The organism is Neobacillus sp. PS3-40 (assembly GCF_030915485.1).
In the GTDB taxonomy this organism is placed as follows: Bacteria; Bacillota; Bacilli; order Bacillales; family Cytobacillaceae; genus JAUZPL01.
The window spans coordinates 1,161,368-1,174,104 of sequence record NZ_CP133266.1; the positions used below are offsets into that span (position 1 = coordinate 1,161,368).

At 33.3% G+C, this 12,737-nt stretch carries 14 protein-coding genes; 5 read left to right on the top strand and 9 right to left on the bottom strand.

Annotated features, from left to right (window positions below):
* The first annotated feature begins 17 nt into the window (after positions 1 to 17).
* Both RCG20_RS06005 and RCG20_RS06010 read left to right on the top strand, forming a co-directional pair.
* Positions 18 to 1,088 carry an IS1595 family transposase gene (locus RCG20_RS06005; protein WP_308183328.1) on the top strand — a complete coding sequence of 357 codons (1,071 nt, stop codon included), beginning with the start codon at positions 18 to 20 and terminating at the stop codon, positions 1,086 to 1,088.
* A gap of 103 nt (positions 1,089 to 1,191) precedes the next feature.
* The gene (locus RCG20_RS06010) at positions 1,192 to 1,695 is read left to right on the top strand and encodes a HEAT repeat domain-containing protein (protein ID WP_308183329.1); all 504 of its coding nucleotides are present in this window, start codon (positions 1,192 to 1,194) and stop codon (positions 1,693 to 1,695) included.
* A gap of 86 nt (positions 1,696 to 1,781) precedes the next feature.
* On the opposite strand, the gene RCG20_RS06015 is transcribed toward RCG20_RS06010, so the two are convergent.
* The 3 genes from RCG20_RS06015 to RCG20_RS06025 all read right to left on the bottom strand — a co-directional run bounded on the left by RCG20_RS06015 (position 1,782) and on the right by RCG20_RS06025 (position 3,057).
* Positions 1,782 to 1,931 carry a hypothetical protein gene (locus RCG20_RS06015; RefSeq protein WP_308183330.1) on the bottom strand — a complete coding sequence of 50 codons (150 nt, stop codon included), beginning with the start codon at positions 1,929 to 1,931 and terminating at the stop codon, positions 1,782 to 1,784.
* A gap of 185 nt (positions 1,932 to 2,116) precedes the next feature.
* Complete coding sequence (locus tag RCG20_RS06020) at positions 2,117 to 2,599, bottom strand: hypothetical protein (RefSeq protein WP_308183331.1); 483 nt, start codon at positions 2,597 to 2,599, stop codon at positions 2,117 to 2,119.
* 215 nt (positions 2,600 to 2,814) lie between these two features.
* Positions 2,815 to 3,057 (bottom strand): hypothetical protein, encoded by a 243-nt coding sequence (locus RCG20_RS06025; protein WP_308183332.1) that lies wholly within the window; start codon positions 3,055 to 3,057, stop codon positions 2,815 to 2,817.
* Positions 3,058 to 3,304: 247 nt separating this feature from the next.
* Here RCG20_RS06025 and RCG20_RS06030 point away from each other — a divergent pair, with 247 nt between their 5' ends.
* On the top strand, positions 3,305 to 3,754 hold the full coding sequence (locus RCG20_RS06030) for a hypothetical protein (RefSeq protein WP_308183333.1): 450 nt from the start codon (positions 3,305 to 3,307) through the stop codon (positions 3,752 to 3,754).
* A gap of 564 nt (positions 3,755 to 4,318) precedes the next feature.
* Here the strand turns inward: RCG20_RS06030 and RCG20_RS06035 are convergent.
* Entirely contained in the window at positions 4,319 to 4,690 is a 372-nt protein-coding gene (locus RCG20_RS06035; protein WP_308183334.1) for a DUF4430 domain-containing protein, read from the bottom strand.
* 885 nt (positions 4,691 to 5,575) lie between these two features.
* Between RCG20_RS06035 and RCG20_RS06040 the strand changes: the two genes are divergently transcribed.
* Together RCG20_RS06040 and RCG20_RS06045 are read left to right on the top strand one after the other, a co-directional pair.
* Positions 5,576 to 6,814 (top strand): IS110 family RNA-guided transposase, encoded by a 1,239-nt coding sequence (locus RCG20_RS06040; RefSeq protein ID WP_308181253.1) that lies wholly within the window; start codon positions 5,576 to 5,578, stop codon positions 6,812 to 6,814.
* Positions 6,815 to 7,051: 237 nt separating this feature from the next.
* Positions 7,052 to 8,619, top strand: a protein-coding gene (locus tag RCG20_RS06045; protein ID WP_308183335.1) for an IS3 family transposase whose coding sequence is annotated in 2 segments (ribosomal slippage) — positions 7,052 to 7,682 and positions 7,682 to 8,619 — 1,569 coding nt in all. Because the reading frame shifts where the segments join, the coding sequence is not laid out codon by codon here.
* 91 nt (positions 8,620 to 8,710) lie between these two features.
* Here RCG20_RS06045 and RCG20_RS06050 read toward each other — a convergent pair.
* From RCG20_RS06050 to RCG20_RS06070, 5 genes are all read right to left on the bottom strand, one after another.
* Entirely contained in the window at positions 8,711 to 9,376 is a 666-nt protein-coding gene (locus tag RCG20_RS06050; protein ID WP_308183336.1) for a hypothetical protein, read from the bottom strand.
* 148 nt (positions 9,377 to 9,524) lie between these two features.
* Complete coding sequence (locus RCG20_RS06055) at positions 9,525 to 10,013, bottom strand: hypothetical protein (RefSeq protein ID WP_308183337.1); 489 nt, start codon at positions 10,011 to 10,013, stop codon at positions 9,525 to 9,527.
* 149 nt (positions 10,014 to 10,162) lie between these two features.
* Complete coding sequence (locus tag RCG20_RS06060) at positions 10,163 to 11,008, bottom strand: hypothetical protein (RefSeq protein ID WP_308183338.1); 846 nt, start codon at positions 11,006 to 11,008, stop codon at positions 10,163 to 10,165.
* A gap of 148 nt (positions 11,009 to 11,156) precedes the next feature.
* Entirely contained in the window at positions 11,157 to 11,570 is a 414-nt protein-coding gene (locus RCG20_RS06065; protein ID WP_308183339.1) for a hypothetical protein, read from the bottom strand.
* A gap of 583 nt (positions 11,571 to 12,153) precedes the next feature.
* Entirely contained in the window at positions 12,154 to 12,519 is a 366-nt protein-coding gene (locus RCG20_RS06070; protein ID WP_308183340.1) for a Clp protease ClpB, read from the bottom strand.
* Positions 12,520 to 12,737 lie beyond the last annotated feature (218 nt).

Here is a 12,737-nt window from a genome sequence, read left to right on the forward strand (position 1 = left end):
CAAAGTAGGTGTAATCAGTGAAAGTTAGAGATATTATTAAAGCCATTCAAGAACTTAATCCAGGAGACAAACATCGTTTACGTGCGTATTTGATTGATTCTCTTACTGCCTCCTCCTCAACAGGTAATGTGCTAGATGAAATCTCGGAACGTAAGAACAAAGAAGGCTATCACTGCCCTCATTGCGAATCTGAGCACATTGTTCAAAATGGTAAATACACTACCCTCGTTGATGGTGAAGAAGTTGAAAAGCAACGATACCTTTGTAAAGCTTGTAAAAAGACGTTTACTGATTTTACAAATACCACTTTGTACCGAACTCGTCATCTAAATAAATGGGTTAAATTCGTAGAATGCATGATAGATGGATACTCCCTACGTAAAGCAGCAGAACTAATGAATGGTAATAATTCAGATGATGATTCAGATGATATTTCTTACGTTACTTTATTCTACTGGAGACATAAGCTACTATCTTCATTAAATAAAATGGAAATCTCTGATTTTCAAGGTATTGTGGAAATGGACGAGACTTATTTTCTGTACTCTCAAAAAGGGTCTAGACATATTAAAGACCGAGAACCTCGGGAACGAGGTGGAGCTGCCAAAAAGCGTGGAATAAGTAATGAACAAGTCTGTGTGTTAGTGGCAAGGGATCGGGATAAAATGACCTTTTCTCAAGCATTAGGAATGGGTCGATTAACAAAAGAACAATTAGATAAAGCTATCGGTCATAAACTTTCTATTAAAAACGTCTTATGTACCGATTCTTGGCGTGCCTTTAAGACCTATGCTGCTGAAAAGGGCATGGTTATTCATCAATTCAAATCAGATGGTAAAATCCGTACTAGAGGGATTTATCACATCCAGAACGTCAACAGCTATCACAGTAGACTAAAAGGATGGATTCAACGATTTAAGGGTGTTGCAACGAAGTATCTAAACATTTATCTTACCTGGTTTCAGGTGTTAGAAGCCATTCATCACCAAAGAAATGACGTTAATATAAAAGACTTGATAATCAAAGGGAATTTAATACCAAATTTTGAAACGTATGATACACTTAGGTTATCTAGATTAACGATGTAAACATATTTCTTGTTCAACTACCGGGCAGGTTTGTTGATGAAGGAAATACGCAAGTTTTGGTGAAAATAATATTAAATTAATTGGATGAAGGAGTTTTGATGAAATGGATCTACTCATCCTAAGAAAAGCGTTAGAGAGCAATAACGTTGAGGAATTAAAATGCATTTTAAGTGAAATAGGAGAAAAAACAGATACGAATTTTATCCACCTCCTCATTGAGCATTTAAAAAGAACAGATAATCATATGGTAAGATATGTTATCGCACATTACCTAAGCGATATAGGAAGTGAAGAAGCAGTAGAACCATTAGTGGAGTTGTTAAATGACCCGAAAACGTTGGGGTATAGAGGTACATTACTATATGCCTTAAAACCTTTTGATTGTTCTGCACATCTGGAAACGCTTGTTTACCATCTGTTGAATGGAAACTTTGAAGTCCAAGCAAACTCTTATCAACTAATCGAGGAAAATATTAATTCAGAAATTACTGATGAGGTTTTGTTAAATTGTATTTTAAAAGTGAAAAAGGAACTAGATGAAATTGAACGACAACAGGATATACTCGCCGATGCCTTGGAAATGTTATTTTCTCTTAAGAAAATATGATATAAAACTAAAGGTGAGCATTAGTTTAATAAAAACAATTATGCTGTCATTTTATGGCAGTCTAAATTAATAGTAACAAATCAACATTAAACACTAACACAGCGAAAAATAAAATAAAGAACTATTGCCACAACCACAATTATTCCACCAATTGTTGGGCTACCATAAAATGTTCTGTTCCAACTATCATCCGTTTCGATTTTGCTTTTTTCTCGCTTTTCGTCAGCATTTCTCAACGTATCATCCCCCCTATATTTAAAACCGCTTTGTATAAGTTTATTACGAATTAGAAATTTAAAGGTTTCATTCCAATTGTTGTTAAACTATCCTGTCCTTTAGTTCAAGAAGGAAAAAAGCCACCAAAATGGCAGCTGAATCTTCAACTATCGCCCTCTTTAGTTTAATAAGGGGTAGCGACCAATTATATACTTTTGCTTAAACGTTCATTTATCAACACAAAAGCAGTATAAATTACTATTATCACAGGTAATAAAGCTGAAAAAGTTAAAGGCTCTGTTAAATTCCCAATAGGTGATATCAAGAAAAATGACAAAATATATCCTATTAAAAATAGAGAAGTAAACAAACAAAGATGTAAAATAATAAAATGGATTAATGCCTTTTTATTTTTCCGATAACGAAATAATAATAACAAAGTTGCAAGTATCATTAATCCCCAAAACGAATTCTCAAACATTGAAGTCCAAAAGTTTAACTGTTGTATATTTTGGATGTCTCCTTGCGTAAGGTAATCAGTGTTTATCCACTGTTCAGATTTACTTTGATGGTAATTATCCATTAAAATATATCCCAAATAAAATAACATCATTAATCCAAGATACACAGATATTATTACTCTCTTATACCCTTTTCCTTTTTCTTTATATTCTAGATTTCTAATCACACAACAACCCCCTTTAATTAAAATGTTATTTCTTACTTATTGCTTTACTTCAATAAGAAATGGCTTTTATCCTTCTTTACTAACCTACCCGTTAGCACAACAACAAAAGGGATCCCGCAGCGATCCCTTTATTTAACTATTGCCCCTGTTACTTTAAGTACATTTTTTCACAAACTTACTTAGAAATAAAAAAAGACTGTCCTTGAATATATTAGTTACGAGAAGGTTTTTGTGATTTTTGCTTGAAAAAATAAAATTAATCCCAAAATGGAAAATGTTAAACCAAACCCAAATGTGTATTTAGTAATACTCCAGATATATGAAGGAGTTAAATCAATAATAGCCTGCATTTCATGAATATTACCATTATATGATGAAAAAATAAGCACCTTTTCTAACCCACTCAAACCCATCAAAATAATCCCTGATAAGATAAAGACTAACCCTAAACCCTTCATCGTTTTTCTCCCCTCCTCTTAGTTATACCTAATTAGATATTCTCCAATTTTTTACTAAATTCCTTCTTTCACTAACCTGCCCTTTAGTTCAACAAGAAAAAAAGGCCACCAAAATGGCAGCTGGATCTTTAACTATTGCCCTCGTTACTTGAAGAACAAAAAATCTTTCCCTTTACTACTATTCCTAAACCCTTGAAATTAAAATAAACGTTGGAGGATATACTACTCATGAAAAGGAGGTGGAAAAGTGAATAAATTGTTTACTGTTTTAGCATTTCTTTGTGTTTTAACAATTGGGCAATCTTTTCAAGCACACGCTTTAATGTTTGACCATCTGCCAAAAAGTCAAACATCGAAGCAATGGTTGGTTCAAATTGACAAAACGAAGGATGATAAGGATTCTGTTAAGCCCCAAAAAGGTGTATTTGACACGTATAGTTTTAATGTCAGAAACATCGGACATAACGTGGATTTTGTAAAAGTTCAGGCATTTCGAGATGCACCCAATTCCAAGACGAAATTTGCACTCTTTAGTGAAAATAAGCCAACATCGGTGATGATTGAAAAAAAGGGGCAAAATTTTAATTTTTCGGTTTTTCCATTGTGGGTAAAAGCAAAAGAATTGGAAATTGTCGTCACTTGGAAAGAAAAAGGTATTGATAGGGAGTTAAAAGAAACGTTCCTGTTTAAACAATAGTATTTACATAGCACTACAAGGAGAACAATTTTTCTCCTTGTTTTTCTTTGATTTCTTATTACACTAAACTGCCCTTTACTCCAATAAGGAAAATGCGTCTCCACTTATTGTAGAAAAGCACCCGTTCGTGAAAAGGAAATTTCTACAATACTTTGTAAATGATTCCTAAAATTAATGAAATAATTATATAAAAAGGCACTCTCCTTGTTTTGTAGATGTATTCCTGCTCTTTTATCCTCTTTTCTTTCCTATTACTAAAATAGAAAAACAACTTTATTAGTTCAAACATTCCCGTAATTGTACTGACAATAAAAAGAAATAGGAATAAATACTTAAGTGAAAATAATGACAAAAAGAAATCCTCCTTATCATAAACCTATCTTCAATATAACATTTTCTTCTGCCCGTTTTATGCAAAAAGTAACGTTAATAATGAATCTTTATTGAACCTCTTATTGAACTAACCTGACCGTTACTTAAATAAAAAAGCTGCCGAGATTGGCAGCTGGCTCTTCAACTTATTTCTATAGACGCGAATTATATAACCTCCGTGATGAACTTTTTTTATTTCATTATTTCTTGTTTATCATAATTCCTTAACGCCCAAGTTAAAATATCATTTGCGTAAAGTCCTACATCGTCTAGTGAAATTTCAACAAATTCACCATCAATAAATGCAGCCCAATGGATGTTTTCTGCAGGTTTTTCAACCAATCCATTGATTCCAGTAATCATACCGTTTTTTTCCGCTACATCAAAGTTGTTTTTGGTTATGTCGTAAACAGTGTCTCCCTCTTCAAATGTTATATTTTTCTTTACTATAACTTTATTGTTTTGATCCATAATCTGAATAATGCCATTTACTTTGACTGCATATGCTGGATTTGCAAGCCATAAAGCAAACAAAAAGGGGAGTGCAAAAGCAAGTTTGTACATATTTATCCTCCTCATTTTTTCTTATTTTTTCCTAATGTCATTTAATTATGAGTATTGGTTTCATATAAAAACACCTAACAAGTTGTTAGGTGTAATTTCAAATATAAATAGAATTAACTATAACAAATTTGGTTAATGACACTGGTTTATCGCTAAATTTTTTTGTCTTTTTGACTGATATTAAACTATCGGTCAGATATATACAGTATCAGCAAAAAAACATTGATATGATGCACCTTTTATCATTGTTTATATGTAACTGTAGAATGGCGTTTAAGGACTTGACTTGGAGCCTCTATGGGTACGATTTGTCTTGAAAGGCTGAAGCAGTTGTTTCTTCAGGCAAACGAGCCTATCATACCACCTCTCCAAGTAAAGTCATATCGTTGTTTACGTTGAAAACTATAATTACTTACTGAAGATAACAAGTAAACAAAGATAGAAAAAGGGCTGTTTTTGTTTCTTTATTTACGATGAATACGGTCAAAAATCATACTGTATATATTTGCCAGTTAGTTTAAGTGTAATCCTTCACAAACTTACCCATATTTTAACCCTAAATATCCAATTTTCTTCAAAGGTCTTATTCAATTAATTGGCCCGATTGCTGAATATCGTTATTAAAGTAATGCACCCGTTCGTAATATAAGTTTAACCAGTTTTTACTGGTTGAACTTTTTTTAATTGGTTTTATTATAGCGGTAGTCGGAGTAGAACGTAGCGCCCGTGGGACTTGATCCCGTCCGCAAAACTGTTCACTCCCTACTTGTATAAGCATGTTTCAGGCTGGTTGGGACAAAGATCCCGTTTAACAAGCGAACCTATGACAGTACAAGCAGCTCTAGGGACAACCGACTAATCTTTATTTCTAAGGAGGAGATGATGATGAATCCAGTAGTTGGTCTGGATGTTTCTAAAGGGGAAAGTCAGGTACAAGCATTCTTGGATAAGAGTCAACCTTTTCGTAAAAGTTTTAGTGTAAAGCATACTGTTGAGGGCTTTGAGAATTTATTAGGATTCTTAAAAGAGATTGAAAGAGTAGCTGATGGTAAGCAACCTTCAGTTATCTTAGAATCAACAGGACATTACCACTCTCCTATTATTCAATTTTTGGAGGAACAGCAATATGTTTATATTATTGTGAACCCCCTTATCTCTCATCGAGCAAGGAGTGCCAGTTTAAGAAAGGTAAAAACAGACGCTGTCGATGCCTATCTTCTTTGCGAACTATTCTATAAAGAAGAAGTTGAGCCGTATAAGAAAAGAGGTATTCAACTCTTAAACCTTCGTAATCTTACAAGACAACAAGAGATCATTACAGGTATCTCTACACAAACCAAGGTACAGCTTCTAACAGTGCTAGATCAGGTATTCCCTGAATATAGAGGTGTCTTTGGTGATTTATATTCAAAAGTATCTTTACAGACTCTTTCCATATTTCCTACTTCTGAACATGTACTAAATACTACCGAATCTGTATTAACCGACAAGATTGTATCGTTATGTACTAGACGTTCTGAAAAGTGGGCAAAAGAAAAAGCACAAAAGCTTATTGAAGCAGCATTACGAAATCCATTTCAAAATAACTTATATGAAAGTCATATTTTTAACCTAAAGATGTTAATTACCATCGTTCTTCAATATCAAGAGCATTTATCACTACTAGAAGCAAAAATAGATGCCCTCGCTAAAGAAATTGAAGAATATAAGATTCTCCAGTCTATTCCTGGTATCGGAGAAAAGATTGCGGCAACAATCATTTCCGAAATAGGAGAAATAGATCGGTTTAATCACCCTAAAAAGTTGGTTGCCTTTGCGGGAATAGATCCTAGTGTTTACTCTTCTGGAAGATTTACAGCAACCAAAAATCGTATAACAAAGAGAGGATCTAGAAGGTTACGGCAAGCATTATATATGGCTGTATACTGTGGAATTCGAGATGCCCGAAAGCAAAAGACGAGTGATACCGTTATTCCTCGAAATAAAAAATTAAGAGAGTTTTACGATAAAAAACGCGACGAGGGTAAACCCTATAGAGTAGCAATTATCGCTTGTGTTAATAAGCTTTTACACTTGATTTATGCGCTTTTAAAGAACAAAACCACTTTCCAAGAATTAGCTTAAAAACCATGTTTAACAATACAAAACAAAACCTTCCAATTTTGAAGATGAGGAAGGTTATTTGGCATACTCATTTTTAGTATATCATCTATATTTTAATTTTTTAATTGAAAAATGTTGACAACTATTAGCTGGTTTAGCTTAAAAAAAAAAAGTAAAATCCCTACAAATTGATATGCTCCCAATAAGGTAGACAGATGAAATAATAAAAATCTGTTTACTTTATTGGGGGCTATTTCTATGGCAAAAAGTGCTTATACTGCACAAGAAAAGTATGAGTTAATTATCGCGTATGAGGAGAGACAAACCTCAGTTAGAGATTTTTGTTATCAACACAATATATCTAAAAAAACCATAGAAAGATGGATCTACTTACATCGAACATACGGAACGGATGGACTTCAAAGTTCATCTGGATGGAAGCGGTATTCAAAGGAGGTAAAAACCGCTGCCGTTCTTGACTACCTTTCCGGATCTTATTCTTTGGATGAAATTGTACGTAAATATGAAATATCAAGCCACTCAGTGTTGGAAAAGTGGATAAAGAATTATAATGATCATAGAGAATTAAAAGACACGCAAAGGATGAGTAACTCTATGATCAAAGGTCGATCCACTACACTGGAAGAACGTTTAGAAATCGTTATGTACTGTCTACAGAACATGAAAAATTATCACCAGACATCGGAACATTTTAATGTCTCCTATCAACAGGTGTATCAATGGGTTAAGAAGTATGAGAAAGAAGGAGAAGATGGTCTCCAAGATAAGCGTGGTCAGAGTAAGGCAGAGGTAGAGCTAACCCCTGAGGAGAAAGTCCAGCGCGAAATGAAGCGGCTGGGGCGAGAAAATGAACGTCTTCGGGCAGAGAATGCATACTTAAAAAAGTTGGAGGAAATCGAAAGGAGGCGTTTAAAGAGGCGCCCTTAAGTCAGATTCAATTAACCGATAAATATGTAGCAGTTCAGGAACTTCATGAGGAAGATAATTTTTCTATTGTGCTTTTATGCGAGATTGCGAGAATTGCACGTTCATCCTATTATAAGTGGCTTAACCACACCCCCTCCGGGAATGAAAAGTGGAATGAGGAAATCCTTGAGGAAATTAAGCGAATATATGAGAAGGTAGACGGCATATACGGATATCGCCGCATGACGATGAATCTGAGTCGTACCTTATCGAAGCCAGTTAACCATAAACGTGTATATCGACTAATGCGAATCGCTGGAATCCAGTCCGTTATCCGTCGAAAGCGCAGCAAATATAAACCTAGCACACCGCAACATGTGGCCGAGAACGTATTAAACAGAGATTTTCACGCAGAGAAGCCAAACGAAAAATGGCTGACAGATGTGACCGAAATGAAGTACGGAGCCTCACAGAAGGCTTATTTGAGTGCGATTTTGGATTTGTACGATGGGGCAATTGTAAGCTATGTATTAGGCACATCCAACAATAATCCGTTGGTATTTAAAACCCTAGATTTAGCGTTGGAAGCGAACTCGGGGACTACACCCCTTCTCCACAGTGACCGAGGATTTCAATACACTTCCCATACTTTCAAAAGGAAAATTGAGAAAGCAGAAATAGTACAAAGTATGTCAAGAGTGGGAAGGTGCATCGATAATGGGCCAATGGAGGCATTTTGGGGAACATTGAAATGTGAGAAGTATTATTTAAACAAGTACAGTACATTTGAAGAGCTGAAGAAAGACATAGAAGAATACATACATTTTTATAATTATCAACGATTACAAAAAAGACTAAACGGCCTTAGCCCCTTAGAATACAGGGCTAAAGCCGCCTAGTGTGTTTTATTTATTTCCACTGTCTACTTGACAGGGGGCAGTTCAAATCCCAGTGTACCCTCTTTACCAAGGTCATTTTGTTTTATAACAATTAATATTTTTGAGTAAAGCCATTATAGAAATTGAATACCCATTTATTACCGGATTTATCTAAAGTAATCACAGTAAATGGTTTTGCACCCCCTACCTCGGTTGCTTTAACACTCCCACCCTTATCTGGTTGGAAAAATTGACTTTCGTCTGTAACTTTACCCCCACTTATATAAACTGAAATTGCAACTCCTTGCTTAACATCACTTTTTAAAGAACCAAATATTACAATTCCATGAGCATTGTCAGAATCATTTTGAATCCATTGATTTGAAATATTTATGTTTGGGTACCTTTTACTCCATGATTTATCGACTTTTTCAACAATAAATTCCCCTTTTTGTTTATTAAAATATAGTGGAATATTACGATTATTTTGCACTGGATGTCGATTTTGACCAGAATCATTCGTGCTTTGTGAAGAAGGTAAATCTTGGCCCGAGATACTTTCCTGTACAGAAGAAGAGTCATTTTTACTTTGTGAAGAAGTCGGGTTTTGACTTGATTCATTACTGTTTTTTATTTTTGAAGTATTACTTAACCCTCCCGATGCCCTATCATGCTTAATCTTAGATTGATTGTTTGAACATCCACTAAAAATGAATAGGATTGCAAGACTTATACAAAATACCAACGTCAATTTTGCATAAAAAATATTCGATTTCATTTTCTAACCCCTCTATCCTATAAATAACTTTTTATACGATAAAAAATAAAAAATGATGGTGTTTTTGCTTGTCTTTTAGTATGTTACTTGTTCAACTAAAGCACCCATTAGTTGAGTAACAAACTGAAAATTTATTTTATCTAATACCCTAAAGCTGAGAGTAAATAAACGCAATAACTATTGCAATAAATGGGAAAGCAAAACTTATTTTAAAGCTAATCCAATAAATTTTATTAAGCTTATTATACTTCTCTGTGTAGTCGGCATATGCTACTTTGACCATTTGATAAGCTTCTGCTTCCGTTTCATCATAACTTTTCTCTTCGCTTTCATTTATAAACTGCTCAAGTTTAGGAAATAGAACATTGTTTATCTTTCGAGAGTTTAAAAATTGCCAAATTCCTTTATAGAGACCAAAGCCTAAATTATATGCGAAAAACAAATTGATTAAAGCACCAATAAAATCCGAAGTCAGTTCTCTTCCAATATCTTTAACCATATGAAAAATGGTCCCTATAACAAACCAAGTTACAATTAAAACAATAATGACAGTTACCGTTCTAATTCTATAGGGTTTTTTGATATCTTCCAAAATGTCTTTTTTATTCTTCGTCACTTCTGTGATTTGTTGTTTCATAAAAACCATTCCTTGTATGGAATTATTAAAGTAATAATTCTTTGCTTTATCTTAAAATACCTTCTTGAAATGCTTAGTTTATTGAAGAAAAAAAGACCGCAGAAGCGATCATTGCCGGAATCCATTATGTAACTATCGCCCCCGTTAGCTTAATAAGATTTTTTCTTTTTATCAAGCTTATCACTTAATTTTTCAAAGTTTTTTACTTCATCAGGTAATGATAATTGCTTTGCTAATGTAGTTCCTTTCTGTATAGAATTCTGAGCTTTTTCAAATAAATTTGCCTTTATTTGTGCATCTGCAAGTGTATACCAGTAATACCACGTATCCATTTTTGCTATTTTATCTTTGTGAAATTTTTCAATAACAGGGTAGTATTTAGAAAATAATTTTTCATCTGGAGTTAATTTTTGACCATCCCATTTAAGAACATCTACATAACAAGTATCTGCAATAAATGGTCTCCAGACGGCTATTCCAACACCTTTATTGTTAAGCAGTTCCATTTTATGATATGGGATATTTGCTATCTTTACTAGTGAATTATTATCCCATTTAAAAATCTCAAGTTTGTTCCCTGCTGCTGCACCCATTGTTACTCCGAACAGATACTCTTTAGAGCCATCTCCAGTAATATCGGCAAACCCCGAAAACTGTAGCCCTACTCCACTTGTCCTTATCTCCCAAACTTTTTTCCATCCTTCATTTCCTTTTCTTAATACTAATGCTCCGAACTGTGATGGGGAAGGCTGTTTTTTTGCTCTTATTTCAAAAGTAATAATAATTTCCTTTTGTCCATCTTTGTTAAAGTCATAAAATTGAACTGGCTTAGTTGATACTGGTTCTTCAGGAATTACTAATAATGAATTTGACGATAAAAATTCTTTGGTAATTTTCAATGGGTCTTCATTTAAATATTTTTCAGCGTGAGTATAGATTGGAGAGAGATTCAAAATTATAAATGCAAGTAAGGTAAATAACATTAATTTCTTCATCAATAATCCCCTTTTTTCAGCAGATGTTAGAGATTATTGTTCCCCGATGTAACCTTGTATATCAGAACCACTGTTCAACTAACCTGATCCTTTAGTTTAATAAAAAAAGCTACCTTATTTACAGCTGGTTTACTGCAAAACGGTAACCTTACACATTATTTATTTTACTTTTAAAATCATTTAGTTTTTTATATTTTTTATCATAAATTTGTCGTTGCAAAAGATTATCCAGCCAATATTCCGCTCGATCCTGATCCCCACTTTTTATAAAGGTCTCTATCGCTTTCTTGAAATTGGGATGATAATTAAAATTTTCTTTTACAACTAATTCAAACGCCTTGTTATAACAATCCGACGCCATTCCATAATCTTTTATTTTCGAATATAGAATTCCTAAATAAATAAAACCACTTGATATTTCTCTGTTAGTGAATGGTTGGTTAACAGCCATATTCATTATCTGTATCGCTTTATTTCTTTGAAACCAATTGTCATATTTATTAGCTTTTTTAACAAAGTCTTCATACTTTATTTCTCTTCTGAACAGCGAGAAAATTCCCACGGATTTCTCCTTTCTGCATTATCAATGAAGGTCAATATCTATTTTCTAGGTCAGCAACTTCTTTATTAAACATAAGCACCCGTTAGTTTAGAAAGAATACTTCAATCCCTACTGATAGTAATGTAGTGAAAAGTATTGAATAATAAAAATAACTCTTTTTTACCATCCTGTTTTTTTCCTTCAGTATTTTTACGAGAAGTTGTTCTAAAACAAACCACAATATTAATAATGACAAGATAAAAACTACACGTTCGGGAAAGTTAACACTTTTAAAGTGCAGGTTATAAATTTGCACAATGAAAAAAAAGATACTCAAACTAATCAAATTACTCATACTATATTCTCTATTTCTTTTAAATAGCTTAATCATATAGCCTCCCCCTTATTATTACTTTGCATTTCTTATTCTTATTATAAAATGAATTCAAAAATATTCCATCTAAATATGTTGAATTTTGCCAATATTATTGAACTAATCTGCCCGTTAGTGTAACAAAAAAGGGATCACCATCCGGCAACCCCATTATTTAACTCTTACACCCGGTAGTACAATAAAAGTATCACTTTTTTGTTAATTCTTTGTTCAAATACCTAAATTATTTTGATATTGTAACCATTTATCGATTTCTGTCTTTAAAAAACGTTCTTGGTTACCTATTTTTAAGTAGGGAAGAAACATATACGTATCATAAGAGTTACTAATTGCAGCTTTTTGTTTATTATCTTCTTTCATAATACTATCAATTGTTTCTTCGCTAACTTGAAGGTATTCAGAAAGTTGTTTTTTTGTCATAATATTTGTGCTGTACACAGAAGGCATCTGGATTGAAGAATTTTTGGTAACATTACCATTATGGTTTGTTAAAATAGTCCCCTTTAAGATTGAGGCACCTATGATAAGTGATATTCCAATAATCAAGGCACTAATCGGATAGACAATGAATTTCATTGAACACTCTCCCTAAATTATTTATACATATTCCCCGTTTCCATACTATTCAGCGAAATCCATCTAATTCCTTCATTCAACTAACCTGACCCGATAATACTATAAGCATTGCTTAAAAAACTTTATAAATATAAGGCTTTATACAGTTTTTTTACTGAGTAATATTCAAAAATGATTAAAGCATATTGCCAAAACCTACATCACTTAAATACAAGAAA

Coding starts and splice junctions, on each gene's coding strand:
- RCG20_RS06010 (WP_308183329.1), top strand. CDS start 1,192: ATGGATCTACTCATCCTAAGAAAAGCGTTAGAGAGCAATAACGTTGAG.
- RCG20_RS06025 (WP_308183332.1), bottom strand. CDS start 3,057: ATGAAGGGTTTAGGGTTAGTCTTTATCTTATCAGGGATTATTTTGATG.
- RCG20_RS06035 (WP_308183334.1), bottom strand. CDS start 4,690: ATGTACAAACTTGCTTTTGCACTCCCCTTTTTGTTTGCTTTATGGCTT.
- RCG20_RS06040 (WP_308181253.1), top strand. CDS start 5,576: ATGAATCCAGTAGTTGGTCTGGATGTTTCTAAAGGGGAAAGTCAGGTA.
- RCG20_RS06050 (WP_308183336.1), bottom strand. CDS start 9,376: ATGAAATCGAATATTTTTTATGCAAAATTGACGTTGGTATTTTGTATA.
- RCG20_RS06055 (WP_308183337.1), bottom strand. CDS start 10,013: ATGAAACAACAAATCACAGAAGTGACGAAGAATAAAAAAGACATTTTG.
- RCG20_RS06060 (WP_308183338.1), bottom strand. CDS start 11,008: ATGAAGAAATTAATGTTATTTACCTTACTTGCATTTATAATTTTGAAT.
- RCG20_RS06070 (WP_308183340.1), bottom strand. CDS start 12,519: ATGAAATTCATTGTCTATCCGATTAGTGCCTTGATTATTGGAATATCA.